The organism is Streptomyces sp. NPDC111516 (assembly GCF_055635345.1).
Genome location: NZ_JBVKBV010000029.1, coordinates 1 through 25767 on the forward strand (window position 1 = coordinate 1; position 25767 = coordinate 25767).

At 69.6% G+C, this 25767-nt stretch carries 18 protein-coding genes and 3 pseudogenes; 13 read left to right on the forward strand and 8 right to left on the reverse strand.

Annotated elements, in window-relative coordinates:
• The first annotated feature begins 385 nt into the window (after nt 1-385).
• The 4 genes and pseudogenes from ACZ7L9_RS33635 to ACZ7L9_RS33650 all read left to right on the forward strand — a co-directional run bounded on the left by ACZ7L9_RS33635 (nt 386) and on the right by ACZ7L9_RS33650 (nt 5413).
• Nucleotides 386-1234, forward strand: coding sequence for a putative RNA methyltransferase (locus ACZ7L9_RS33635; RefSeq protein WP_471421369.1), 849 nt, complete (start codon nt 386-388; stop codon nt 1232-1234).
• Nucleotides 1231-1507 (forward strand): annotated as a pseudogene (locus tag ACZ7L9_RS33640) (transposase); the annotation flags it as partial. The gene ACZ7L9_RS33635 and the pseudogene ACZ7L9_RS33640, both read left to right, overlap by 4 nt.
• 423 nt (nt 1508-1930) lie before the next feature.
• Nucleotides 1931-4189, forward strand: a complete 2259-nt coding sequence (locus tag ACZ7L9_RS33645) for a M4 family metallopeptidase (protein ID WP_471421284.1) — start codon at nt 1931-1933, stop codon at nt 4187-4189.
• Nucleotides 4190-5002: 813 nt separating this feature from the next.
• A complete protein-coding gene (locus ACZ7L9_RS33650; RefSeq protein WP_471421285.1) occupies nt 5003-5413 on the forward strand; it encodes a VOC family protein in 411 nt (136 codons plus the stop codon).
• 77 nt (nt 5414-5490) lie between these two features.
• Here the strand turns inward: ACZ7L9_RS33650 and ACZ7L9_RS33655 are convergent.
• Nucleotides 5491-5598: pseudogene (locus ACZ7L9_RS33655) on the reverse strand (IS481 family transposase); the annotation flags it as partial.
• Nucleotides 5599-5749: 151 nt separating this feature from the next.
• On the opposite strand from ACZ7L9_RS33655, the gene ACZ7L9_RS33660 reads away from it, so the two are divergent.
• Together ACZ7L9_RS33660 and ACZ7L9_RS33665 are read left to right on the forward strand one after the other, a co-directional pair.
• On the forward strand, nt 5750-6124 hold the full coding sequence (locus tag ACZ7L9_RS33660; protein WP_471421370.1) for a VOC family protein: 375 nt from the start codon (nt 5750-5752) through the stop codon (nt 6122-6124).
• Between the two features lie 364 nt (nt 6125-6488).
• A complete protein-coding gene (locus ACZ7L9_RS33665) occupies nt 6489-6869 on the forward strand; it encodes a VOC family protein (RefSeq protein WP_471421287.1) in 381 nt (126 codons plus the stop codon).
• Between the two features lie 22 nt (nt 6870-6891).
• On the opposite strand, the gene ACZ7L9_RS33670 is transcribed toward ACZ7L9_RS33665, so the two are convergent.
• Nucleotides 6892-7029 carry a hypothetical protein gene (locus ACZ7L9_RS33670; RefSeq protein ID WP_471421289.1) on the reverse strand — a complete coding sequence of 46 codons (138 nt, stop codon included), beginning with the start codon at nt 7027-7029 and terminating at the stop codon, nt 6892-6894.
• A gap of 466 nt (nt 7030-7495) precedes the next feature.
• Between ACZ7L9_RS33670 and ACZ7L9_RS33675 the strand changes: the two genes are divergently transcribed.
• Nucleotides 7496-8470, forward strand: a complete 975-nt coding sequence (locus ACZ7L9_RS33675) for a LuxR C-terminal-related transcriptional regulator (RefSeq protein WP_471421291.1) — start codon at nt 7496-7498, stop codon at nt 8468-8470.
• Between the two features lie 122 nt (nt 8471-8592).
• On the opposite strand, the gene ACZ7L9_RS33680 is transcribed toward ACZ7L9_RS33675, so the two are convergent.
• The 3 genes from ACZ7L9_RS33680 to ACZ7L9_RS33690 form a co-directional block, all read right to left on the reverse strand.
• Complete coding sequence (locus ACZ7L9_RS33680; RefSeq protein WP_471421293.1) at nt 8593-9813, reverse strand: hypothetical protein; 1221 nt, start codon at nt 9811-9813, stop codon at nt 8593-8595.
• 343 nt (nt 9814-10156) lie between these two features.
• On the reverse strand, nt 10157-12235 hold the full coding sequence (locus ACZ7L9_RS33685) for a prolyl oligopeptidase family serine peptidase (RefSeq protein ID WP_471421295.1): 2079 nt from the start codon (nt 12233-12235) through the stop codon (nt 10157-10159).
• Between the two features lie 38 nt (nt 12236-12273).
• Complete coding sequence (locus tag ACZ7L9_RS33690) at nt 12274-13236, reverse strand: helix-turn-helix domain-containing protein (RefSeq protein WP_471421297.1); 963 nt, start codon at nt 13234-13236, stop codon at nt 12274-12276.
• A 91-nt stretch (nt 13237-13327) separates the two neighbouring features.
• On the opposite strand from ACZ7L9_RS33690, the gene ACZ7L9_RS33695 reads away from it, so the two are divergent.
• Nucleotides 13328-17557 carry a S8 family serine peptidase gene (locus ACZ7L9_RS33695; RefSeq protein ID WP_471421299.1) on the forward strand — a complete coding sequence of 1410 codons (4230 nt, stop codon included), beginning with the start codon at nt 13328-13330 and terminating at the stop codon, nt 17555-17557.
• 302 nt (nt 17558-17859) lie between these two features.
• Here ACZ7L9_RS33695 and ACZ7L9_RS33700 read toward each other — a convergent pair whose 3' ends face one another.
• Together ACZ7L9_RS33700 and ACZ7L9_RS33705 are read right to left on the reverse strand one after the other, a co-directional pair.
• On the reverse strand, nt 17860-20121 hold the full coding sequence (locus ACZ7L9_RS33700; protein WP_471421301.1) for a M4 family metallopeptidase: 2262 nt from the start codon (nt 20119-20121) through the stop codon (nt 17860-17862).
• Nucleotides 20122-20398: 277 nt separating this feature from the next.
• Nucleotides 20399-20517, reverse strand: a pseudogene (locus tag ACZ7L9_RS33705) (IS5/IS1182 family transposase); the annotation flags it as partial.
• Between ACZ7L9_RS33705 and ACZ7L9_RS33710 the strand changes: the two are divergent.
• The 4 genes from ACZ7L9_RS33710 to ACZ7L9_RS33725 all read left to right on the forward strand — a co-directional run bounded on the left by ACZ7L9_RS33710 (nt 20500) and on the right by ACZ7L9_RS33725 (nt 23047).
• On the forward strand, nt 20500-21123 hold the full coding sequence (locus ACZ7L9_RS33710; RefSeq protein ID WP_471421303.1) for a sensor histidine kinase: 624 nt from the start codon (nt 20500-20502) through the stop codon (nt 21121-21123). The pseudogene ACZ7L9_RS33705 and the gene ACZ7L9_RS33710 sit on opposite strands and share 18 nt — an antisense overlap.
• Before the next feature lie 26 nt (nt 21124-21149).
• Entirely contained in the window at nt 21150-21836 is a 687-nt protein-coding gene (locus ACZ7L9_RS33715; protein ID WP_471421305.1) for a response regulator transcription factor, read from the forward strand.
• Between the two features lie 246 nt (nt 21837-22082).
• Entirely contained in the window at nt 22083-22556 is a 474-nt protein-coding gene (locus ACZ7L9_RS33720) for a hypothetical protein (protein WP_471421307.1), read from the forward strand.
• Nucleotides 22557-22681: 125 nt separating this feature from the next.
• Nucleotides 22682-23047: a nuclear transport factor 2 family protein gene (locus ACZ7L9_RS33725; RefSeq protein ID WP_471421309.1), complete on the forward strand. Its 366-nt coding sequence runs from the start codon at nt 22682-22684 to the stop codon at nt 23045-23047.
• Nucleotides 23048-23392: 345 nt separating this feature from the next.
• On the opposite strand, the gene ACZ7L9_RS33730 is transcribed toward ACZ7L9_RS33725, so the two are convergent.
• Nucleotides 23393-24934 carry a M28 family metallopeptidase gene (locus ACZ7L9_RS33730; RefSeq protein WP_471421311.1) on the reverse strand — a complete coding sequence of 514 codons (1542 nt, stop codon included), beginning with the start codon at nt 24932-24934 and terminating at the stop codon, nt 23393-23395.
• A 448-nt stretch (nt 24935-25382) separates the two neighbouring features.
• Between ACZ7L9_RS33730 and ACZ7L9_RS33735 the strand changes: the two genes are divergently transcribed.
• Complete coding sequence (locus ACZ7L9_RS33735) at nt 25383-25556, forward strand: hypothetical protein (RefSeq protein WP_471421313.1); 174 nt, start codon at nt 25383-25385, stop codon at nt 25554-25556.
• Nucleotides 25557-25767: the final 211 nt, after the last annotated feature.

A 25767-nucleotide genomic window follows, 5' to 3' on the forward strand; every position in this document is an offset into this window, starting at 1 on the left:
AACGCTCCAACACCGCACGCTCGTCAGCGGACAACAACAACGGTTCCAGCTTCGGACCACGACGCGGTGCGGGCACACCCGCAGAAACACTCATAGGAACTAACGACGGATCTCCGGCGCAGGACACTAGGAACGGTTTCGGTCGAGCCTCGTAGAATCGTGGTGTGGCATTCATGAGCACTCCGCACTGCTGCTTCCACTGATCGGGAGGCTGTGAGGGCGATGCCGGACGGCATCGCCCTCCTTGGTGTGCCTGCCGCGTGACCCGCGTTTCGGTGCCGCCCGCATCGAGGGCCGACAACGCCGCCGTTCCTCCTGGGACGGCCATCCTCTGAGCGCGCGTGCAGGCACGGTCCCTTCCCTTCACCGTTGCCAGGAGTGTCTTGTGCCTGTTTCGCTTCCCCCTGCCCTCGAATCGTTCCTCGATCTCCTGCGCTGTCCAACGTGCGGCGCTTGTCTTCACCCCGACCGCGGCGCGCTGCGCTGCGTGGCGGGCCATACCTTCGACATCTCCCGTCATGGCTATGTCAGCCTCTTGACGGGTACCCGCGCCACCAGCGGCGACAACGCGGCCATGGCCCGAGCCCGGGACCGGTTTCTGGCCACCGGCAGGTACGGGCCGATCCGCCGGATCGTGGCTCACCTGGCGGCCGACACCGGGCCCGGGCAGAGCACCGTGGTGGACGTCGGGTGCGGCACGGGCTACTACCTGGCCGGCGTCCTCGAGCAGTTGCGCGATGCCCGCGGTCTGGGCCTGGACACCTCGGTGCGCGCCCTGCGCGCGACGGCCCGTGCCCATGAGCGAGCAGCCGCCGCGACCTGGGACGTCTTCCGTCCCCTCCCGCTGGCCGATGAAATGGCCGACGTCGTGCTGGACGTGTTCGCCCCGCGCAACCCATCCGAGTTTCACCGGGTGCTGCGCCCGGGCGGTCGGCTGGTCGTGGTGCGTCCGACCGGGCGGCACCTGCTCGAATTGCGCAGCCAGGTGCCCGGAATGGTAGCGATCGACCCGGCCAAGGAACGTCGCCTGCACAAGGTGCTGACCCCTTTCTTCGAGGCCGCGGCCACCGAACCGGTCGAGTACGTCACGTCCTTGACCAGAGCGGAGGCCCTTGATCTGGTGGGGATGACGCCGAGCGCACGTCATCTGAGCGGTGCGGACCCGGGCGATTTCGGTCTCGTGCCTGACCAGGTCACAGTCTCCGTGCTGGCCACCGCCTACCGGCCTCGGTGACCACAAGCGGGCGCACGTGCCTGCTGACCGACGAGCAGTGGGCACGCCTGGCGACCTGCCTTCCCTGCAATACAGGGAAGGCAGGGTGCCCGTTCGCCGACCACCGCCGCATCATCGATGGAATCATCTACCGGTACGGCACCGGGATCCCCTGGCGAGACCTGCCCCACAAGGCGTTCGGGCCCTGGCAGACGGTGTGAAAGCGACATCTCAGGTGGGCCGCTGACGGCACGTGGGACTCGGTTCTGGCGCAACTGACCGCCCAGGCAGCTCGCGCCAGGTCGGGCGGGCCCAGTGCGGCGCAGGGCCGGACTCGGTGTGGCCGCCGTAGATGCCCTGCGCCGCGCCGGCCCGACGTGGAGGCGACTTTCCGAGCCCCACAGGGCGGCGGTGCGGAAGATCCGGCGGTGCCGGAGTACTGCCGCTGCGCCGCCGTGCGGGGCGGCCAGGACCGGAGGGAGTCACCGGGGCTGTCGGAATCCGGCATGTCAGGAACTCGACACCATCAAAGACATGACATGCACAGGTCGACAATGGCAGGCTCTCGATCGGCCGCATGGGCCCGGGCGTTCCCCACAGGGATCTCGCACCGCTGCGGTCATGTCCTCCTCACCGCACCACCAGCTCTACTCGGGCAGTACCCCCTGCCCGGGCTGTCACCGGCCGCAACCCCGGTCGCCGCAGAAGGAGTTCCGCGTGAGAAAGACCCCCCGCAAGGCTGTTGTCGCGAGCGCGCTCATAGCGGGCGCCGCGGTGATCGCCGTTGCGCTCCCCACGTCCGCCACCGCCGGCACCCAGACCGACGCGCCCAAGGCGCAGGTCCGGGCCGGCGCGCTGCAGGTCCAGCTCAGCGCGAGCGAGCGCGCCACGATGCTCGCCGAGGCGCAGGCCACCGTCGCCGCCACCGCCAGGACCCTGGGCCTGGGCGGCCAGGAGCAACTGCTGGTGAAGTCCGTCCTGAAGGACGCCGACGGCACGGTGCACACCCGCTACGAGCGGACCTTCGCGGGCCTGCCGGTCCTCGGCGGGGACCTCGTCGTCCACGCGGCGGCGAACGGCGCCGTCAAGGGCGTCAGCAAGGCGACCAAGGCGACGGTGAAGGTCGCCTCGACCACCGCCGTGAAGAGCGCCGGCTCGGCGAAGACCTTCGCGCTCGACCGCGCCGAGGCCAAGGGCGCCACCGCCCCGAAGGCCGGCACCGTCCGCAAGGTCGTCTGGGCCGCCTCCGGCAAGCCCGTGCTGGCCTGGGAGTCCGTGATCGGCGGCGTGCAGCACGACGGCACCCCGTCCGAGCTGCACGTCATCACCGACGCCACCACCGGTGCCAAGCTGTTCGAGTACCAGGCCATCGAGACCGGCACCGGCACCGGCCAGTACAACGGCCAGGTCACCCTCGGCACCACGCTGTCGGGCTCGGCCTACGAGATGACCGACGGCACCCGCGGCGGCCACAAGACGTACGACCTGAACGGCGGCAGCTCCGGCACCGGCACGCTGTTCACCGACGCGGACGACGTCTGGGGCAACGGCCTGCCGAGCGACCGTCAGACCGCCGGTGTTGACGCCGCGTTCGGCGCCCAGGCCACGTGGGACTACTACAAGGACGTCCACGCCCGCAACGGCATCAGGAACGACGGCGTCGGCGCCTACTCCCGCGTGCACTACGGCAACGCCTACGTCAACGCCTTCTGGTCCGACTCCTGCTTCTGCATGACCTACGGCGACGGCTCCGGCAACGCCAAGCCGCTCACCTCACTCGACGTGGCCGCCCACGAGATGACCCACGGCGTCACCTCCAACACCGCGGGCCTGATCTACAGCGGCGAGTCCGGCGGTCTCAACGAGGCGACCTCGGACATCATGGCCGCGGCCGTCGAGTTCTACGTGAACTCCGAGACCGACCCGGGTGACTACCTGGTCGGCGAGAAGATCGACATCAACGGCGACGGCACCCCGCTGCGCTACATGGACCAGCCGAGCAAGGACGGCAGGTCCAAGGACGCCTGGTACTCGGGCATCGGCAGTGTCGACGTCCACTACTCCTCCGGCCCGGCCAACCACTGGTTCTACCTGGCCTCCGAGGGCAGCGGCGCCAAGGTCGTCAACGGCGTGAGCTACAACAGCCCGACCTCCGACGGCCTGCCCGTCACCGGGATCGGCCGCGACGCCGCCGCGAAGATCTGGTACCGCGCGCTGTCGACCTACATGACCTCCTCCACCAACTACGCCGCCGCCCGCACCGCCACCCTGCAGGCGGCCGCCGACCTGTACGGGCTCGGCAGCGACACCTACAACAACACTGCCAACGCCTGGGCCGCCATCAACGTCGGCAGCCGCATCGTCCAGGGCGTGACGGTCACCGACCCCGGCCTCCAGACCACACTGGTCAACAAGTCCGCGAGCCTGCAGATCCAGGCCACCAGCACCAACCCGGGCGCGCTGACCTACACGGCCACCGGCCTGCCGGCCGGCCTGTCGCTCGACGCCTCCACCGGCCTGATCTCCGGCACCCCCACCAAGCTGGGCACCAGCACGGTCACGGTCACGGTCACGGACTCGACCAACGCCTCCTCCACCGCGACGTTCACCTGGAACGTCGTCAGCGTGATCAAGACCTTCGAGAACACCACCGACGTCGCCATCCCGGACGGGGGCGCCGCGGTCTACTCGGACGTCAACGTCACCGGGATCGCCGGCAAGGCACCGAGTGCCCTCAAGGTCGACGTGGACATCAAGCACACCTGGCGCGGTGACCTGGTCATCGACCTGGTGGCCCCTGACGGCACGCTGTACCGCCTGAAGGATTCCAACATCAACGACTCGGCAGACGACGTGCTCGCCACCTACACCGTGAACGCCTCCAAGAAGACCGCCAACGGCACCTGGAAGCTCAAGGTCCAGGACATGTTCCGCGGCGACAGCGGCTTCATCGACAGCTGGAAGCTGAACTTCTGACCTCAAGAGCAGCACACTGAGGCGGCGGGCCCCCTCCCGCCCGGGCCCGGCCGGCCATGACCGGCCGGGCCCGAACGCTGCTCCGGGCTCCGGGCCTCGAGACCCCGGACGAATCGCAGATCCACCTGGCCCGCGGGTCGGGGGTGGTCGGGCATGCCGGAGCGCGATTGCTGACGGATCTCGCCGAGGCAACCGGTCTGACCGCTGCGTACTCCACCGCACTGCGGCCGTTGAAGCCGCGCGGGACTGGGCACGACCCGGGCCGGATCATGACCGAGCATCCAACGAGCAGTGGAGAGCGGGCACGGGGCAACCGCCAACTGGCCATGCAGGAAATGCTCTTGATCCAAGCGCGGGAGCGGAGGCCCGGCTCGTACACGGAGGTGAGCCGGCACCCGGAAGGAAGTCCCGTTCGCGGAGGCCTTCGAGGGTGCAGGAGGGCCGGTCTTCTCCCGGCGCCACCACGTACGCGGGGAGACCGGCACGCTGCGGCGTCGTTGGCCACGGCATCGCGTGGATGAACATACGCCCCCCGCGGATACGCGAGCGAGCCCGGACCAGTTGGTCCGTGTGACTGAGCGCCTCAGTTGGCCGGCCTGAGCAATCTTGTTGGCCAGTAGTCAACGCTGAAGTGAGGAACCCGAGCGGCTCGGGAGCCACGAAGGCGGGATCGGTGCTGTTCGAACCGCTCGGTCAGCCACTGCTGGCCGTCCGCTGTCACATTCCCTCGACTTGGCACGTCATCCGTAGGGACCACAAAACACGGTCGATGTGACAGGACCGCCGACGAGGCGCACGAACGAGGAGAAGGCGATGTTGAAGAACCTGATGTATGTGACGGTCCATGTGACCGACCAGGACCGGGCTCTGGCGTTCTACACAGAGAGTCTCGGACTGCAGAAGCGTGTCGATTACCCGGGTCCTGACGGCCGCTTCCTGACCGTCGCTCCGGGCGATGACTCGGTCGAGATCATCCTGTGGCTGGGCAACCCGGGTCAGGGCCCGGCGGTCGATGGCGCGGAGTCGAGCATCGTACCGGGTCCGATATTTCTCGAGTCCGACGACCTGACCGAAGAGTTCAAAGTGCTCCAGTCACGTGGCGTCAAGTTCGCCGATCCCGAACCGATCCCCTATCCCTTCGGCGTCCGCCTCACGGCGTTCGATCCCGACGGTAACCGGATCGAGCTCCGTCAGCGGAGCCGAGGCCGAAGCAGCGACAGCTGACCACCGAACGGCGGAGCCGGACCCTCGAACGGCCCGGCTCCGCCGCCGCGTAGAGCGCGGTGCCGTCCACGGAACGAGTGCGGCCGGGAGTTGCGATCCAGTAGCGGAAGCCCGTCACGGTAGCGGCGGGCCCGGCGTGATGCTGTGGCGGGCGAGCACTGAAAGCGTTCGGTGGCTCGCCGCACGGATCACCGTCGATGACGATCAGTCACACCACTCGCCACGCGGCAGCCCGGCGGCGGACCGGCATACCGCCATGCATGCCCGCCGCAGCGGCGGGTACGCCCCCCGTACAAGGGCGCCGCGGAAGCGGCCGAGGAACGTGGGGTGTCGGAAGTGATTCGAAAGTTGCAGGCGGTCGCGCTGGACTGCGCCGATCCGGTACGGCTCGCGGAGTTCTACGCGGATCTGCTCGGCGGCCGGGTGGTCGCGGACCCGGAGGATCTCGACTGGGTCGAGGTGCACGGGTTCGAGGGAACGCCGCTGGCCTGCCAGCGGGTGGACGGCTACCGGCCGCCCGAATGGCCCGGCCAGCAGTACCCGCAGCAACTCCACCTGGACTTCGATGTGGACGACCTCGACGGGGAGGAGAAGCGTGCGCTCGCCCTCGGCGCCACCGTGCTGGAGCGGACGGACCGGCTCCGCCCGGAGGCCAACTGGCGGGTCTACGCGGACCCGGCCGGCCATCCGTTCTGCCTCTGCCTGCACTGAGTCCACCGGGCCCACCGCAGTCAATGAGGCAGCGTCAGGATCAGTCGGCGGTCCCGGTATCCGTCCCCGTCTCCGCTGAAGTGGTCCGATTCACTTGCGGTCTCGAGACTCCTGACAAAGTGAGTCTGCAGCTGTTGGGATGACGGTGTATCAGCCTTGGTTGACGTCTGCGGACGCAGGCGTGGAAGGCCGGCGGCGGGAGCAAGTGTCGAGCGCGTCGTCTTCGCGGTTGCGGTCCGTTCCGCCGATCGAGGAAACTTCACGGTGTTCCGAGAAGCGTTCGTCTCAACTGTCGGTTCCAGCCTGCGGCACTCGACGTCTTGGTGAAGACTGACCACCAAGCCTCGCGAAGGGAACCCCCGCCGTGGACTACCGCCTGGAACTGATCCCGCTCCCGGTCGCCGACGTCGACCGTGCCAAGGCCTTCTACGCCGATCGGCTGGGCTTCAAGGTCGACCTCGACTTCAGCCCGAACGAGGCGTTCCGCGTCGTCCAGCTGACGCCGCCGGGGTCGGCCTGCTCGATCGCCATCGGCGTTGGCATCGTCGGCACTCCCCCGGGCTCGGTCCAGGGCCTGCACCTCGTCGTTGACGACATCCACGCCGCCCGGGCCGAGTTGGTTGGGCACGGAGTCGAGGTCGCCGAGGTGGAGGACATGAGCGCGCCGGGCAAGCCGACCCTCTCCTACGCGGCGTTCACCGACCCGGACGGCAACGGCTGGACCTTGCAGCAGCTCCCTGACTGAGCTGCTCCCGGGAGCGACGGCTTCAGAATGAGTTCTTCACGCGTCGCCGGCAGATGATCGCGCAGCCGGGCGTCAGGAAGGCTTGGTGGATGTCGGCGCGGATCTCCCAGCGGATGCGCAGGCGGCGGAACCAGCGGAGCAGGGCGAAGGCGGCTTCCACGGTTCTTGCCCAGTCCGCTGCCGTGCCCGGTGCCGCGTCGGGCGATGTGCTGGCGGATGCTCAGGTCGCGGACCTGGCGGCGGTAGATGTCGTGGTCGTGGCCGCGGTCGGCGTAGAACACGTCGGAGCGGGCGTCCGCGCTTGCTGCTCGGGGTCGGCTGCGGCGTCGGGGATGCCCTTGGAGCGGGGCGGTACCAGGCGCAGTTGGGGTGTCGGTCAGGGGGTGCCGGTGATGTGTGCGGCTGCGGATGGGGCGGCGGGGTGGTCGGGCGTCCACGATACCGGCGGGCGCGGACCGACTGCCGATGCTTCCGCCGGCGCTTTCACCAGCGCCGCTCGTCACGCCGTCCGTTCCAGGTCCGCGTGATCACGCCGGTGTTAGGCTGACGATCTTTGGCGGAATGACAGCCACCGTAGAAATGGGGTCGGTGGGTGGTGCCGTGCGGCGCCGCCGGGTTGGGGGGACATGCGCACACTGCGCCCGTTGCAGGCTCTCGGTCTCTCCGCGACAGCGGAGGCCGCCTACCTCGCACTCGTGGAACGGGGTCCGCAGACCCTGACCGAGCTCACCGACCGGCCGGCGCTGGTCGGGTCGACGCTCGACGGCCTCGAGGACGCCGTCGCCGAACTCGGCGACATCGGCCTGGTGTCCCGTACGGACGGCAGGCTGACCGCCCAGCCGCCCCGCGCGGTGCTGGAGGCGGTCGCCGAGCGGCGCGCGCGCCAGGCCCGGATCGCCTACGAGAGCGCCACGGCCCTGTCGCAGTACTGGCTCGACCACACCGCCGGAGCGAGCTACGTCGAGGTCGTCGACACCTCCGAGCGGCGCGGGGAGATCCAGTCGCGGGTGCACAACGGGGCCGTGTCCCAGGTGCGCGCGCTGTCGATAGGGCCGGTGGGCGGGAGCGACCGGGTGCCGGAGGTAGGCCCTGGCACGCTGGACGCGCTGGACCGCGGGATCGCCTACCGGGTGGTGTACAGCGCCAACATCCTGCAGGACCCCAAGGCGCTGGAAGTGGCGCACGAGTGCGTCGCCCAGGGAGAACAGGCCCGGGTCTTCCCCGATGTCGCGCTGAACGTGCTGGTCTGCGACGACCGTTTCGCCGTGGTGTCCGTCGCCGCCCCGGACCGTACGGGACACCACAGTGTCGTCGTGCAGCCGTCGGGGCTCCTGGACGGGCTGATCGGCGTCTTCGAGTCGTACTGGCGGATCGCCGTTCCGCTCCCGCCGGCCGGTGAGGCCGTCAACAGCGAGGCGGCCCCCGAGGGGCGGCAGCTCCTGAGCTACCTCAGCGCCGGGCTGACCGACGAGTCGATCGCCCGTGAGTTCGGGGTGAGCGAGCGCACCGTCGCCCGGCGCATCGCCCGCCTCCAGGAGATGCTCGGCGCCAAGACCCGGTTCCAGCTCGGCGTCCAGGCCAGCCGTCGCGGCTGGCTGTGACCCCGGGCCGCGGTCGGGCTCGTGGCGTGGGCGCGCGTGGCGGGCCGGTGTGTGATCCGGCCCGCCCCGCGCGGGTCCTCAGCCGCTCAGGCGTTCATCGCCCCGCGGTGTGGTGGTGACCGTTACTTGCTGTCCGGCTTGACCAGGTCGGGCAGCTTGGCCTCGAAGAGCTTGTCGAACGCGAGGGCGGGCAGGATGTGGCCCTGGTTCGGCGCCTCGTTGGCCACGCCCGCGGCCCAGGTAGCCGAGTTGATCCGCTGGTTGGGCGTGCCGTGGTGGCCGGAGCTGGTGAAGCTGCAGTCGCCGACCTGGTAGAACGACTTCTCGGACTTGAGGACGCGGGCGGCGTTCAGCGACTCGCCGCGGGAGTGGGTCAGGTAGTACGTGCCGAACGCGTCCGCCATGAGCTCGGTGCGGCGGGTGGCCTCCGGGCCGGTCAGGTCGCTCTCGAAGAGGTTCTTCTGGTACTGGACGTGGTGACCGAACTCGTGGCCCAGGATGCCGCGCGGCGCGACGTCGCCCAGGTTCACCGCGTTCATGCCCTGCAGGATGCCGTCACCCATGATGATCCGGTCCGTGATGCCGAGCGGCTCCGGGTCGTCCTTCTCGCTGTAGGCGAAGGCGTTGAAGGTGAAGATCGGGTTGGCGCCGCCCTGGAGGGCCGGCTCCGAGTCGACCAGCTCGATGAACATGTCGGCCAGGTCGAGGTTCTCCTCGGGCGTGCCGCCGTACAGCACGGAGAGCGTGCGGGCGAGCCGGTCCGGGCTGGTGAAGACGTCCGCACCGTGCATGGGGATGAGCTCGATGCGGGCCGAGTCGATATCCCAGAAGCGCTTGAGGTTCTTCATCTCGGAGTTGAGCTGCTGGGTGTACTCGCCCTCGACGCCGAACGTGTTCGACGACGACTCCTTGCCGTAGATCAGCGCGTCGTAGGTGGGCATGTCGAAGCCGCCGAAGAGCGAAAGGATGAAGATGGTCCACGGGTCCTGGGCGCCATCGAGGAGGGAGTTGGCGTACTTCGACAGGTCGGTCGTCTGGCACTGGTAGTCACCGGGGTTGATCGCGCTGTCGCGGATCTGCTGCCACTCCTCGCCCTTCAGACCGTACTTGGCCTTGGCCGCGTCGAGGCGGGCCTCCCAGTCGGCGGGCAGCTTGGCCAGGATCCGGTCGACGATGGCCTGGTGCTGCGGGTCCATGGAGGAGGTGTCGATGGAGGACTGCAGCGACCGGCTCGCGGCAGTCGTGACTCCGGTCGCGTCAGCGGCGTGCGCGGGAAGCGCCATGCCAAGGCCACAGGTCGCGGCGATCGCCAGGCTCGCTGCCACAGACAGGGTCTTCTTCACGAGGTCTCCTTTCGAGGGTGCCCGGTAGGGCATCCAGGGCGACGCCCAGTCTGTAAGACCAATTCCCGGATCAAGAACGGTCGTTCACTGTCTGAAACCGGCATGTCTGGAACCTGACAGCCTCGTGACTCCTCCACCCCCTGAAGGGGGTGGCTTCTCGCTATGCCGGTTGGGCTTCGCGACGGACCAGCCCGGCCCGTAGAACGTTCAGGGCGCCCACTGTGTCGGCGTGCGCAATGTGGCCGCACACGATGCAGTGGAACTTCTCCTGGGTGGGCCGGTTCTCCTGATCTGAACGAGTAACGCTGTCAGGCAGATCAAGTGGCGGACGAGTCCCGCCCGGTCAGCCGGCGGCCGACCGCACCGGTTGTGTGAGGTGCCGCCACAAGAAGGTATGCACCAGGGCCTTGTTGTGGGCGGACTGTTCGTTGTCGCTGGCGCCCGCGTGGCCACCACCGGTGTTCTCGTGGAGCAGGACCGGGTGACCGAGTTCGTGCAGGCGTGCGGCCGCTTTGCGGGCATGGGCGGGGTGGACGCGGTCGTCACGAGTGGAGGTCGTCAGCAGAACGGGCGGGTAGGCCTGGTCCGCGGTGAGCTGGTGGTAGGGCGAGAGCGCACGGAGGTGGGGGCGATCGGCTTCGGTGTCCGGGTTGCCGTACTCGGCGGTCCAGGACGCGCCGGCGAGGAGCTTGTGGAAGCGAAGCATGTCCAGCAGCGGTACCTGAGCAACGATCGCGCCGAACAGGTGCGGGTAACGGGTGATCATCGCGCCCATGAGCAGGCCGCCGTTGCTTTCTCCCGCGGCGCCCAGCATGGCCGGGGTGGTGATGCCCCGCGCGACGAGGTCTGCGGCGACGGCCGCGAAGTCCTCGAAGGCTCGCGGCCGTTCCGCGCCGAGTGCGGCCTGGTGCCAGTGGGGTCCGTACTCGCCGCCGCCTCGGATGTTCGCGATCACGTAGGTGCCGCCGCGCTCCAGCCATGCCCGGCCCGTCACCGCGTCGTAGGAAGGGTTGAGGGAGACTTCGAAGCCGCCGTAGCCGTAGAGCAGGGCGGGGCCCGGGTTGGTCCCGTCGCAATGGCTGGGGCCGATCACGAAGTATGGCACCCGCGTGCCGTCCCGGGAGGTCGCGAAGGACTGCTCCACCGCCAGACCAGCCGTGTCGAAGCGGGCCGGAGCCTGCTTGAGGATCTGCGAGTCGGCGCCGATCTGCCCGTGGTGGAGGGTGGACGGCTGCAAGAACCCCGACACGTCCAGGAAGTACTCGTCGGAGATGTCCGGATCCGTGTCCGCGACCGTGACGGCGGACAGCGCTGGGACGTCCGCGAGCGGCTTGCGTGCCCACCCGCCTCCGGGGGTGGGGGTGAGGACCTCGATGCGGGTGCTGACGTCGCGCATCGTCTCCAGGATCAGATGGTGGCGGGTCCAGGAGTGCCCGGCCAGAGCCGTTCGCTCATCCGGGGCGAACAGCACCTCCGCGGTGCGGTCACCCGTCAGGAAGGCGTCGAAGTCGAACGCCAGTAGGCAGCCCGCCCGGTGTCCGAGCCAGTCGGACTTCAAGGTGACAATCAGATGCCGGCGATGGGTATAGGCACTGGCGTCGTCGGGAACATCGATCTTGACGAGCGTGGCGTCCGGGTTCAGGAGGTACGTCTCGCTGCGGAAGAAGTCCAGCCACCGGGAGACGAAGTCCCGTTCGAAACCGGGTGTGGTGTCGTGCCGGCCCCAGGCCGCCACGTCTCCTGTCTCGGCCTCGAAGACCAGGTCGGCTTCTTCCAGCGGGGTGCCGCGTCGCCACCTGCGGACCGTACGCGGATAGCCGGCGTCGGTCAGTGAGCCCGGCCCGAAGTCCGTGCCGATGAAGACGGTGTCGGCGTCGATCCACCCGATCTGCGTCTTCGCCTCCCCCACCCGGAATCCGCCATCGACGAAAGCCCGGTTGGCGAGGTCGAACTCGCGGACCACAACGGCATCACCACCGTCGCGCGACAGGCACACCAGTGCCCGGTCGTAATCGGGATGGCGCACCCGTGCACCCGCCCACACCCACTTCTCGCCCTCCGCCGCTGCGAGCGCGTCGACGTCGAGAAGGACCTCCCACTCAGGAGATTCCTTGCGGTACTGTTCCAACGTCGTACGCCGCCACACACCACGCACGTTCCCGGCGTCCCGCCAGAAGTTGTAAAGGAACACTCCGCGACGGACGGTGTAGGGGATTCGGTCCGAAGCGTCCAACACCTCCCGCAGGCGCTCCTTCAGGGAAGCGAACCCGGCGTCGGCGGTCAGCGCCGCCTCCGTCTCGGCGTTCCGCTCGGCCACCCACTCGAGGGCGGCCTCGCCCTCTATGTCTTCCAGGCACAGGTACGGGTCTTCATCAGTCACAAGCCGAATTGTGCAGGCATGGGACGTGCGGCGAGACCACATCCGCTCATCGCCGCCCCACCTGCTGCCGGCGTGCTGTCTCACAACCAGCCGCGGCGGGCCGCGATCACTCCGGCCTGGAAGCGGTTGGCGGCGCCGAGGAGGTCGTGCAGGCGGCTGATGCGGCGGCGCATGGTGCGGACGGACCAGCCGAGCTGACGGGCTATCGCCTCGTCCTTGAGGCCGCTGACCAGGAGGGTGAGGACGAGTCGGTCCTCCTCGCCGAGGGGGTCCTCGGCGGGGGCGTTGAGGGGCAGGGCCTGCTTCCAGCACATTTCCCAGTAGCCGGTGAGTGCATCGAGCAGGGTGGACGGGCGGATCACTGCGGCGCGGACGTCGTTGAGGTCGAGGGAGAGCGGCATCAGGGCGAGCTTACGGTCGGCGATGGCGAGTTTGATGCCCAGGCCGGGCAGGACGCGGGCCTGTTCGCCGTGTCGGACCAGCTCGCGGATGTCGTCGAGGACGCCCGGCCATTCCAGGGCCTCGGGGGCGTAGACCGCGCGGTACCGTACGCCGCGGCCGAGCGCCGTCGCCTCCACCGGGTTGGAGGTGGTCAGGGCGTACGGCGGCCGGTCCAGGGTCATCACGTCCTCGTGGGCCTCCTGCTGAAGGCGGACGAACCAGCGGCCGAGCGCCTCGCTGCCGGTGGTGATCTCCACCTCGTCCTCATAGGTCGTGCCGGTGCGCGCGGCGGCGAACAGCCGGGACAGCTCGTCGGCCGCCGAACGGACCCGCTCCAGCTCATTGCTTCTGGCCCGCACCAGCGCCTCGACGGCGGCGCCCGGCTCGATCGCGGCGTACCGGCGGCGGGAGCCGGCGAGCCGGCCGACCAGCCCGTGGTCGCGGAGCCGGTCCAGCGCCCTGGCGACGCGCTCGGCCGAACAGTCGAGATCCGCGGTGAGTTCGGCAGGCGCCGCCGTCCGCCGGGTCAGGACGGCGCGGTAGACGCTCTCGTCGAACGGATCGATGCCTGCCGCCGTGAGTCGCGGTGTCTCGGGAGTCATGGACGGATGGTGGCCCAATTGTGCCAGCGGCAGCAATGGGCCACGGGGATCCGTTGTGCGGCAAGTGCCCTTACCACTAGGACCTTTACGCATGGCAATGAAGTCACGAAGATCGCGTCATGCCGCCCTCGCCGCCGTTGTTCTCGCCGGCATGTTGGCGGCGACTCCGGGTGGTGCCAACGCGTCCACGCCCGACCCGTCGCAACGAGTGCTCGTCGAACTGTCCGGGAACCCGGCGGTCACCGCCGCGCCCGGTGGATCGCTGCTGTCCGCCGAGGCCGCCCGCGGCGTCGGCGCCGCCCGCCGCGCGCTCGACGCGCGGCAGGAGACGTTCCTCGGCTCGGCGAGGAGCGCCGGGCTGCACCCTTCGGCGACCCGCAAACTGGGTCTGCTCATCGATGCCGTGGCAATGACGGTGCCCGCGTCCGAGGTGGGGCGGCTGTCGTCGCTGCCGGGCGTCACCGCCGTCCGCCCCGACACCCGGGTGCTGACGAAGACGGACGTGAGCGTGCCGCTGATCGGCGCACCCGGCGTCTGGCAGCGCAAGGACCCGGCCGGAAGCCGCGTCACCGGCAAGGGGACCACCGTCGCGGTCCTGGACAGCGGCGTGGACTACACCCACCCCGACCTGGGCGGCGGACTCGGCAAGGGGTACAAGGTCGTCGGCGGGCACGACTTCGTCAACGGTGACGAGGATCCGATGGACGACAACGGCCACGGCACCCACGTCGCCGGCATCATCGCGGGCAAGGCGGCTGAGAAGGGCGGCGTCACCGGCGTGGCGCCCGGCGCGAATCTGCTGGCCTACAAGGTGATGGACGCCGACGGCTCCGGCTACACGTCGGACATCATCGCCGGAATCGAGGCGGCCTCCGATCCGGCCAACCCGCACCGCGCCGATGTGATCAACATGAGCCTCGGCGGCCCTGATGACGGCACCGACCCGCTGGGCCGCGCCGCGACCGCGGCCGTACAAGCCGGTGTGGTCGTGGTGGCCGCGGCCGGCAACGACGGACCGGGCACGGGTACGGTCAGCAGCCCCGCAACGGCCGACGGCGTGGTCGCGGTCGGCGCGTCGACAAGCAATCTGCGGCTGCCCAGCGCCTATCTGGCCGGCAAGAAACCCGAGTTGATCCAGACCTACCGCGGCATCCTGTCCGCGAACCCGCCGGAGCACCCCGTCACGGCGCCGCTGGTCGATGTCGGCGAGGGCACCGCCGAGGACTGGAAGCGGGTCGGTGACGTACGCGGAAAGATCGTACGGGCGCAGATGCTCATCGCCTCCGACGCCCGGTACCTGACGGCGAGCGCCGTGGAGTGGGCGAAGGAGGCGGAGAAGCGCGGCGCGATCGCCGTGCTGGCCGGCCGGTCCTCCAACGGCGGTCCGGTGTTCGCCGCCGGAGCACCGGGAGAGGTCCCGCCGCCGGAGGTGAACCCTGAGCCGGGAGTGGCCCAGGTGCCGTCCTCGTCCGCGCGGATCGACGCCTCCGGCGACTCGCTGCGCATGGACCATCTGGTGGTCATGGGCATCGATGCGACCCAGTACACGGAGTTGAGCGCCCGACTCGCCGCCGGGAAGGTCTCGGTGACGCTGCGCGGCACCGACACCACCGACCGGATCGCCTCGTTCTCCTCACGCGGTCCCGCACCGGGCTTCGGTTTGAAGCCCGATCTGGTCGCACCGGGCGTGGAGATCCGCTCCACCGTGCCCAAGGCACTGTACGGGCCCGGCGAGTACCGCATGTCGGGCACATCGATGGCGACCCCGCACGTCGCCGGCGCTGCGGCCCTGCTGCGCCAGCTGCAGCCCGGCCGGGCGCCTGCCGAGATCAAGGCCGCGTTGGTCGGCACCGCGAAGCCGCTGAGCGGCAGCGGGCCCACGACGCAGGGCTCGGGCCGGCTCGATGTGGCCGCGGCCGCCTCGGCCACGGTCAGCGCCTCGCCGGCGTCGGTGTCGTTCGGACTCGCCGACCTGTCCCGTCGTCACGTCGGCGGCACCGCGAAGGTGACACTGCACAACTCCGGCAAGCGGCCGGTCACGACCTCGCTGCGGACCGACGGTCCGGCCACGGTCTCGGCGAAGCGGGTCACCGTACCGGCCGGGGGGACCGCGACCGTCACGGTCTCGCTGCGCGTCGCCCGACCGACGGCCGACACCGAGATCAGCGGCCGTCTCACGGCGACTCCCGACCGGGGACCGGCGATCAACGTGCCCTACCTGCTCGCCGTCCGGCATCTGGCCGTCCAGGCCGCACCAGACCCGAGCGACGGTCACTCGACCGTGCACATCGCCCCGCCGACCCGGCTGGCCGCACCGCCGGTCGTCACCGTCACCCCGCCTCGCGGCAAGGCCGTCGACGTCACTTCCACGCTCGATCCCGCCAGCGGCTACTACCGGGCCGCGGTGACCGGCAGCGTGGCCGGCGCCTACCGGGTCTCGGTACGCGGCACCGCCGGCACCGGGCAGCGGCTCACCGGCGCCGGCGCCTTCGAGGTCACCCCGGTCGACAGCCGCGGGGATCGCTGGGAGCCGGTCGGCCCCAACAGCGAGGCCGGTTCGGTCGCACTCTCGCCGAGCCGGCCGAAGCAGGCCGTCCTCACCCAGTACCAGAAGGCAGCTCCCTGGCTGACCACCGACAACGGCGCCTCCTGGCGCCAGTTGGGCCGGCTGCCCGTCGCGGACGGCACGGGTCCGCTCGTGGTGGACGCGAAGAATCCCGACCGCTGGTGGTACGCCGTGAACAGCGTTCACGACGGCAGTCGCCGGGGAGCCATCCTGCGCACCGATGACAACGGGCGGACCTGGCGCACGCTCGACGTCCCGGACACCCGCATCGCGGCGCTCGCCGCCGATGAACGGACCCGCACCCTGGTCGCGGTCACCTCGGACGCACTGCTGGTCAGCACGGACGCGGGCGACCACTGGACGACGTACCCGACCGGTGTGACCGGCGCCGTCACCGCCGCCGTCGTCACCGGTGACACCCTCTACATGACGACGTATCACGGCGTCTGGGCCCGCTCCGGCATCGGCTCGGGCAATCCCGGCGAGGCACGTCTGCTCTTCGCCCCGTCCGGCGGGTCCGTCGGCGGGCTGGCCGCCGACTCCTCGGTCGTGGCGGTGTATGTCCCGGGTCGGGGAGTTGTCGGTTCCCGTGACGGCGGGGAGACCTGGACCACCCTGCTGTCCATGAGGGAGGGCGGCCTTCGCCTGACCATCTCGGGTGACGACCTGTACCTGAGCACGCTGTCCGGCAGCGGCCGTCTCAGCCGCGACCACGGTCGGACGTGGACCAAGGTCGCCGCGCCGTCGCGCGCAGCGGTACCGGTGGACTACGACCGTTGGGCCGACGGTTCCGTCACCGTCTCCAGCGAGCAGGACGGTCTCTACCGGGGTGCCGCGGACGGCACCGGATATCGGCGGATCGGCGTCCAGGGGCTGACCGTCAACGATCTCGCGGTCAGTGACGGCCATCTGCTTGCCGCCACCGACAGCGCGGTCTACCGCACGACCCTTCCCGTCGCGAGCCCGGAGTGGGGTCAGTCGGGCGGCGAGGGCATGAGGGGCGTCACCGTCCCGCAACTTGCCGTGTCGGCCAAGGATCCGAAGGTGATCTGGAAGGTGCGGCGCACCGCGTTCGGCTCATTCACCGTCGAGCGCAGCGGTGACGGCGGTGCCACCTGGGAGGAGAGGGGCAGTTCGTCGGAGGTGCCGACGGCGCTCCTGGTCCACCCCGCCGACCCGAACCGGGTCATGGTCAGCTTCCGAAGCCTCCTGGGCCAGGGGCTGTTCGCCACCCGCGACGGCGGCGCGACGTGGAAGAACCTCTACCACGAGCGCTCCTTCGGCACCATCGCGGGCGACCCCGCAAATCCGCTGCGCCTGTGGCTCGGCAACACCGCCGGTCTCTACCGGTCCGACGACGGCGGGGTGACCGTCACCAAGGTCGCCGACGGCCCGGTGACGGCGATCGACCTCGACGGACGGCGTCTCGTCGTCGGCGGCGAGAGCGTCCGTGTCAGCACCGACGGCGGCCGGAGCTTCCGCACCGCGGACACCGGCGCTCTCGCGATCCATGTCTCCGACCTGCTCCGGGTCGGGGACACGCTCTACGCGGCCACCACCAGCTCCGGGGCCAGCGGCCTCCTGCAAGGCGGCCGCGGTGTACTGCGCAGCACCGACCGCGGTCTGAGCTGGCACAACATCTCAACCGGCCTGCAGAACACCGACACCACCAAACTGGCCGCGAGCCCCGACGGCCGCACGCTCTACGTCGGCACCGTCGACGGCGGCGTGCACCGTCTCAACCTGCGCCACTGATCACCACGGACCGGGCGCGCGGACAAAGCCTCTGTCCGGGCGCCCGGTCCACGCGTTGACGCGGCCGGTGGATCAGCGCAACGACCACGACGGCCGGGCCGCCCGGCGGGTGGGTGTCCAAGTGCTCAGGCAGTAGCGCGGAAAATTGGTGCCGCACGGGTTCGAGCAGGCATGACGGCAGGACAGGCACGAGCCCTCCGGTGATCACTGAGCGTAGAGAACTCCGTGATCACCGCGGCTCGTGCCTGCTCTTCATCCGGGGCACCTTCCGACCGTCGGTGCGCTCCTACTGCCAAACGCTCCTAGAAGATGAGCTTCCAGCTGTCGATGTAGCCCGTGTCGCCGCGGTACATGTCCTGGACCTGGAGCCTCCAGGTGCCGTTGGCGACCTGGCTGGAGGCGTCCACCGTGTAGGTTTCGAGCACGTTGTCGGCCGAGTCGGACAAGTTGCTCTTCTTCAGCGGGTACAGCGTGCCGTCGGGGGCGACCAGGTTGATGACCAGGTCACCGCGCCAGGTGTGCTTGATGTCCACGCCCACCTTGAGGTCGCTCGGCGCCTGGCCCGGGAGCCCGGTGACGTCGATGTCCGAGAAGACCGCGGCGCCCCCGTCCGGGATCGGCACGTCGGTGGTGTTCTCGATGATGGCCCTGGCGACCTTCCAGGTGAAGGTTGCCGTGGTGGTGGAGTTCTTGGAGCTTCTGACGGTGATGGTGACGTTGCTGGTGCCCGGCGTTGTGGGGGTGCCGGTGATGAGGCCGGTGACGGGGTGGAGGGTCAGGCCGTCGGGGAGGCCCTCGGCGAAGTAGACGGGGGTACCGGGGTTGAAGCTGGTGGCCTGGATCTGGAGGCTGGCGGGGGTGTCGACCGCGCTGGTCTGGGCGCCGGGGTTGGTCAGCAGGATGCCGTCGACGATGCGGGGGCCGACGTTGATGGCGGCCCAGGCGTTGGCGGCGTTGATGTAGGTGTCGCTGCCCAGCCCGTACAGGTCGGCGGCGGCCTGGAGGGTGGCGGTGCGGGCGCCGGCGTAGTTGGTGGACGAGGTCATGTAGGTGGTGAGGGCCTTGTACCAGATCTTGGCGGCGGCGTCCCGGCCGATCCCGGTGACCGGCAGGCCGTCGGAGGTCGGGGAGTCGTAGTCCACGCCGTTGACGGTCTTGGCGCCGCTGCCCTCGGAGGCCAGGTAGAACCAGTGGTTGGCCGGCCCGGAGGAGTAGTGGACGTCGATGGAGCCAAGGCCGGAGTACCAGTAGTCCTTGGACGTGCCGTCCTTGCTGGGCTTGTCCATGTAGCGCAGCGGGGTGCCGTTGCCGCGGATGTCGATCTTCTCGCCGACCAGGTAGTCGCCGGGGTCGCTGGCGTTGTCGGCGTAGAACTCCACGGCCGCGGCGAAGATGTCGGAGGTCGCCTCGTTCAGACCTCCGGACTCGCCGCTGTAGATCAGGCCAGCGGTGTTGGAGGTGACGCCGTGGGTCATCTCGTGGGCGCCGACGTCGATGGAGGTGAGCGGGTGGGTGTTGCCGGCGCCGTCGCCGTAGGTCATGCAGAAGCAGGAGTCGGACCAGAACGCGTTGGAGTAGTTGTTGCCGTAGTGGGCGCGTGAGTAGGCGCCGACGCCGTCGTCCTTGATGCCGTTGCGGCCGTGGACGTCCTTGTAGTAGTCCCAGGTGAGCTGGGCGCCGTAGGCGGCGTCCACGCCGGCGGTCTGCCGGTTGGTGGTGGTGCCGTCGCCCCAGGTGTCGTCCGGGTCGGTGAACAGCGTGCCGGTGCCGGAGCTGCCGCCATTGAGGTCGTAGGTCTTGTGGCCGCCGCGGGCGGCGTCGGTCATCGAGTAGCCGCCGCCGTCGACCGGCGTGGTGCCGATGGTGACCTGGCCGGAGTACTTGCTGTGGCCGACGCCGGTCTCGATGCCCTGGAACTCGAACAGCTTCTTGCCGGTCTTGGCATCGGTGATGACGTGCAGCTCGGAGGGGGTGCCGTCGGCCTGGGTGCCGCCGACCACCGTCTCCCAGGCCAGGGTCGGGGTGCCGGACGCGGCCCAGACGACCTTGCGGGCGGTGCCGGCCGTCGCCTTCGCGACGCCCTTGGTCTTGGCTCGGCCCAGCGCGAAGGTCTTCGCGGAGCCGGCGCTCTTGGCGGCGGTGGTGGAAGCCACGGTGATGGTCGCGTTGGTGGCCTTGGTGACGCCCTTGGCGGAGCCGTTCGCGGCGGTGTGGACGACCAGGTCGCCGCCGAGGACCGGCAGCCCGGCGAAGGTCCGCTCGTAGCGGGTGTGCAGGCTGCCGTCCGTGTCCTTCAGGACGGACTTGACGATCAGCGCCTCCTGCGACTTCAGGTGCAGCGACCTGGCGGTCACCGCCCGGGACGCGTTCGCCGCGGCCAGCAACTCGCCCCGCTGCGACGGCGACAACTGCACCGGCAGGGCGCCGGCACGAGCCTGGGCCTTGGCCGGGTCCTGGCTCGTGGTGCTGGCGGTGGCGACGCTGGACGGCAGCGCGGCCGCGATCACCGCGGCGCCGGCTATCAACGCGCTCGCGGCGACGGCCTTTCGGGGGGATCGGGTCACACGGAACTCCTTCTGCGGCGGCCGGGTGCGTACGGCCGGAGTCAGCCGGGCATGCGGGGGTGTTGCCGCCCGGTAGAGCTGGAGGTGCGAGTGGGTCGGACGGTGTCCGACGTGATCGCCGCATCGTGTGGTGCACGTGCGTTGCCAGGGGTGCTCTGCGGCGACTGGATGGAAGCGTGCCAGCCTGACGGGGACCCGTCATGCACACGGCGCCAACTTGGCCGAAATCCGTCGTTGATCGATCTGTGGCGTTCGTTGGACTGCCCTGCAGCAGGCGTCACTTGAGCCTTTTGGTGGTCGGGCGCCGTCCCAGCGGTAGAGGTGGGTGGCGCGCCGGATGACCATACGGAGCGTGACGATCGTGGCGGACAGGTAGAGGTGGAGGTCGGCGACCTGGCGACCTGCCGGCTCGACCCGGACCGCGGCCTCCTCGACAGCGGAGACCTGCGCGCCGATCCGACTGCGGGCGAGGTGCTCTCCGCCGACCCGGTGGCGGCGCGAGCCGCCCTGCGCAGCATCGAGGAGTCGGCCCGGGCCGCGCTGGAGGACCTGGACTACGTACTGGGCGTGCTACGCGAACAGCAGGCGGAGACGGCGCCGACCCGGACCTTGGCCGACCTGCCTGAGCTGCTGGACCGGTTGCGGCACGCGGGCGCGGTGGTGGAGCCGGAGCTGTCGGGCGACTTGGCGCAGGTGCAGGGGACGCTCTCCCGGGCGGCGTACCGGATCCTGCAGGAGGCGCTGACGAACGCGTTGCGGCACGGGGCGGGCGGTCCGATCGAGCTCTGCGTGGCGGCCGCGTCGGACGGACTGGAGCTGAGTGTGGTCAACCGGACCGGGACGAGCACGGGCACGAGCACGGGCGCCTTCCCGACGTCCGGGCACGGCCTGCCCGGTCTTGCCGAGCGTGTGCGGCTGCTGCACGGTGAGATCGAGGCCGGCCCGGACGGGCCGCGGCACTGGCGGTTGGCGGTCCGGCTGCCGGCACGGCTGCCGGCATGATCGGCTCTGACGTGAGCGCAGCCGTCATGACTGGCGCCACCACCGGCCCTGCCAGCACCCCTGTCACACTCCTGATCGCGGACGACGACGAGGTGACCCGCAGCGGTCTGCGCACGTTGCTCGCGGCACAGCCGGGGATCGCCGTGGTCGGGGAGGCCGCCGACGGTGTTGAGGCGGTCGAGCAGGTGCGGCGGCTGCGGCCGGACGTGGTCCTGATGGATGTGCGGATGCCGCGTCGCAACGGAATCGAGGCCACCCGGCAGTTGCTTGCCGAGTCGGCCGAACCGCCGAAGGTCGTGGTGATCACCACCTTCGTGAACGACGACTACGTCACCACCGCGCTCAGCGCGGGGGCCAGCGGGTTCGTGCTCAAGCGGCTTCCGGTCCGGCAGATCGCGGAGGCGGTGCGGGTGGTAGCGGCTGGAGAGGCGATCCTCTTCCCGGCGGCACTGCGCCGGATGGTCGCCGCCCGCCCGCTGGGCTCCGCCCAGGCGTTGCCGAACGCGGCACTGACGGGGCGGGAGGAGGAGGTGTTGCGGTTGATGGCCACCGGCCTGTCCAACCCGGAGATCGCAAAGGCGCTCACGGTGAGCCTGGAGACGGTGAAGACGCACGTCGGGAACGTGCTGACCAAGCTCGGCGCGCAGAACCGGACGCACGCGGTGGTGCTCGCGTACGAGTCCGGTCTGGTGGTGCCGGGCTTCGCCGGCTGACGCGACTCGAGGTGGCCCGGTCGGTGAGGACGTCCAGGCAGGGGCCAGGGGTGAAGTGGGCGAGGGCGGCCCGGCGCAGCGCGTACGGGCCGCCGAACCCGGGGCGGCCCCAGGCGCGTTCGGGGGCGTCGGTGACGCGGTCGGCGCAAGCAGTGTCGTTTCGGCGATGAAATCGCTGGACCGTACGGGTGAGTTCGTGGCTCCGGGGCTGTCGCAGACATATGCGGACTGCGTAAATCCGGGGTTGTGATCAAGAACCTCGTGTGGCGCGGCCTCCCCGCGCTCACCCTCGCAGCCCTGCCCGTCCTGGCCGCCGTTCCTGCCGCTGACGCCGTGGAGAGCAGCCGTACCGTCCAAAACCCGCAGACCCGAGAGGCCCTGCGGAGCGACTCCCATTTCTACGGGCGCGCCACCCTCGGCAAGAACCAGGCATGGACCTCCGGCAACGGCCGTACCATCCTGCGTGTTCAGAGCGACGGCAACGTCGTCGTCTACAAGGACAACCGTCCCGCCTGGCAGGCCCCGAACGTCTACCCCAACGCCGACCACCTCGTCATGCAGGAGGACGGCAACTTCGTCATCTACAACGGGGCCGGCCAGGCCATCTGGGCCGCCGGAACCTGGCACGCGGGCCGCTACCTAGCCGTCCAGGACGACGGCAACGTCGTCGTCTACAACAATGCCAACCAGCCCGTTTGGGCCACCAACACGGGCGACTGAGCGGCATTCCCGTATCCGACAAGGGCCCGGACCCGTCGTCCGGGCCCTGCCTTCGCACCCCGGGCGAGAGTCCCAGGCGCTGGGACGTCGCTGCCAATCGTGGGTCAGGCCGTTAGGGTTCGTGCATGGCAATCGAGCGTGAGAGGGCTGTTCAAGCGGCCGTTGAGGCAGAGATGCGGCTTCTCGACCCTGATGTGCGTGCTTCGCCAGCCCTGGTCTCGGAGCTCCTGGACCCAGAATTCCGGGAGATCGGAGCGTCTGGCCGGCGCTGGGACGCGACGTCGATTCTCTCGGTGACGGGTGACGGCTCGGTGGTTCCCGAAGCTCCGGTCAAGGTCAGCGAGATGTCAGGGGCCGTACTCGCTCCCGGCATCGTTCACCTGACGTACTTCGCTGACCACAGCGGGCGCCGAGCATGGCGGAGCTCCGTGTGGCGTCTGACGGAAGTGGGCTGGCGCCTGTACTTCCACCAAGGCACTTTGACGAGCTGATCCACCGGTGGTTGCCGCCTCGCAGGCGGTGGCCGCCGAGACCTGGCCGTTGGCGCGTTTCCCGGGGCGCTCGATGTCCGCCTCGACAGTCGCGCGACCCAGCGCAAGCTGCACGCCAGGTTGCGCGGCGCCCGCCAGTTCCTCGCCCCGGGTGCTTGCGTACCTCGACGAGACTGCTCAGGTATCGATGAGCCAGGACAGCCGGAGGTCAGGAGGTCGTCTCAGTTGGTGTAGCGGCGGTAGCGGATGAGGGCGCCGGCGATGCCGCGGCGGTATCGACGTCCTGCCCACAGCATCAAAGGGGAGAGCCGGACAGTCCGGCCCTCCCCCTGTGTGTACCGGGAGCTACTCGGTGACCTCGTGGTCGTGGCCCTCGTGCAGGCCACCGCCGCTGCCCGCCGACCCCTTGGTGTTCTGCGGCGCCACCGGCTTGCTCAGCAGGCTGGTGTCCCACGCGTACTGGCCCACCGCGTTGGCGATGACGTCGACGTTGTCGTCGAACGCCTTCATGTTGATGTTCTTCAGGGTGTCGCAAGCGGCGTGGTAGCAGGCGTCGTACGGGACACCGGCCTTACCGCCGTAGACCTTTGCCTGCTCGGCCGTCTTGATGCCCTCGGCGCCGGTGAAGGTGCCGCCCGAGGGGATGCCCACCTCGATGAACGGCCCGTAATCCGACCGGCCGGTGAAGTCGGTGCCCTCGTGCGGGATGCCCCGGCTGTCCAGGTAGTCGGTGATCTGCCGCTCCAGCTGCGCCGACCCCTCCGGACCGGGACCGGCACCGACCTGGTCGGAGTCGTCGCCGTCGTAGACGAACTGGGCGTAGTTCGGCGAGGCGATCATGTCGAAGTTCAGGTACAGCTTGACCTTCGCGAGGTCCGAAGCCGAGAGGCTGTTGACGTACGCCTCCGAGCCCAGCAGGCCGAACTCCTCAGCCGACCACCAGGCGAAGCGCACCTTGTTCTTGACCTTCTCATGGGCAAGGTTCAGGGCCACGTCGAGGATGCCGGCGGAGCCGGAGCCGTTGTCGTTGATGCCCGGACCGGCCTCCACCGAGTCCAGGTGGGCGCCGAACATCGCCACGTTGTCGGCGTCGCCGCCCTTGGTCTCGGCGATCACGTTGTAGGTGTGCCGGGTCTCCGCGAAGGTGCGGATCTCCAGGTTGACGGTCACTGCGCCGGCGGCGGCCTTGGCCGCGAGCGCCTCGCCGTCCGCCTGCGTGACACCGCCGGCCGGGATCCTGGCGACGGACGGGTCCCCCAGGGTGCCGTTGAGTGCGCCCTCGGTGTTGTTGTAGATGATCGCGCCGACCGCGCCCGCACCGGCGGCGGTCTCCTGCTTCTGCGCAAAGGCGCAGCCGCCGCGCTTGATCAGCGCGATCTTGCCGGTGAACGTCCCGGGGGCGTAGTCCTCCGGCTCGCAGCCGGTGGTGGCATTGACCGGCACCACCGCGACCGGGGCGGTGATGCCGCCGACCGGGCTGCTGGCGGAGTACGTCATGGCGATCAATGGGACGTCCTGCTGCTGCGGCGACACCACCCGCAGGCTCTGCGCCAGCGTCTGGGTGAACGGGTAGTCGAACTCGTTCCGGGTCACCGAGTACCCGGCCTTCTTCAGCAGGCCTTCGACGTACTCGGCCGACTGCCGGTGGCCCTCCGACCCGGCCACCCGGGTGTTCCCGTTCTTGTCAGCGATCCGCTGGAACTGCTTCAGATGCTCGTAGGCATCCTCGGCGTTGCTCTTCTTGACGAGCTTCTTCGCAAGCTTGGCAGCCTCCTTGGCAGGGTCGCTGTGGGCGGCGGCGGTACCCGATCCGACCAGCAGCAGCGGTGCTATGAGCCCTGCGACGGATACGGCGGCTACCGCGGTACGGCGGTTCCAAGCGTTCACAGCGCTTCCTTCCAAGAGTCCATGAGAATCAGGCCCAATAGCCGAAAGCAGGCCGAAAGACGTACGGCGGCACTTCAGGGCAAGCAGGGACGGCCGGAACTCCCCGCCCCCTGCCACCGGCAAGGAGAAAGGTATCCGCTCAGCAAACGCTTGGTAATGGGTCAGCGAAAATCCTCGGCGCCGGCCCCACCCACCCACGCCGACCAAACTCACCAACCAGCCACCAAAACGACCGGAATTGACTGCTCGTCACAGGTGAGGAACCGCCACATTGGGACAAGTGTGGCGGAGGGCATTGATCGGGCGGCTGAAAGCCGGCCGCCGAACGGGCCCCCAAAGCGTTCAGGGTGACCTTCCGCCAACTCGCCCCACCGGCCCAACCCCTGCCGGCACGATCGAGCCGGCAGTTCGCGTGCGAAGCGGCGGGCATCGGAGACGAGGTTGAAGCGTGGCGGGAGCGGCACTCGACGCCGAAGAGCAACTCACCCACGCCCGGAACGAAATCCTCGCTCAACGACAGCGGATCGGGGAGCTCGTGGGCCGGCTCAGGGATTTCGAACCCGACCTGATCAGCCCGACCGGCAACCTGCGCGGGCGGCCTGCCGAGGTCCCGACCGGGTGACCCCGTCGTGTCTCCGGTCCCACGCCTCTGCTGTTAGTCTGGTAGAGACGTTGATCGTTTGTTGAGGAGCTCAGACATGGTGGTGGACGACGACATCTCCGGGTGATACCCGGACCCGACAGGCCATCGGCCGGTGCGTGGAAGCGCCGCCGACGTGGCCTCTTTGTCGTCCCCTCTTTCCCCCTGTCTGCTGCCGGGGCAGAAGTGTCTT

Coding starts and splice junctions, on each gene's coding strand:
- ACZ7L9_RS33725 (WP_471421309.1), top strand. CDS start 22,682: ATGGCAATCGAGCGTGAGAGGGCTGTTCAAGCGGCCGTTGAGGCAGAG.
- ACZ7L9_RS33690 (WP_471421297.1), bottom strand. CDS start 13,236: ATGACTCCCGAGACACCGCGACTCACGGCGGCAGGCATCGATCCGTTC.
- ACZ7L9_RS33650 (WP_471421285.1), top strand. CDS start 5,003: ATGTTGAAGAACCTGATGTATGTGACGGTCCATGTGACCGACCAGGAC.
- ACZ7L9_RS33715 (WP_471421305.1), top strand. CDS start 21,150: ATGACTGGCGCCACCACCGGCCCTGCCAGCACCCCTGTCACACTCCTG.
- ACZ7L9_RS33695 (WP_471421299.1), top strand. CDS start 13,328: ATGGCAATGAAGTCACGAAGATCGCGTCATGCCGCCCTCGCCGCCGTT.
- ACZ7L9_RS33675 (WP_471421291.1), top strand. CDS start 7,496: ATGCGCACACTGCGCCCGTTGCAGGCTCTCGGTCTCTCCGCGACAGCG.
- ACZ7L9_RS33685 (WP_471421295.1), bottom strand. CDS start 12,235: ATGTGGTCTCGCCGCACGTCCCATGCCTGCACAATTCGGCTTGTGACT.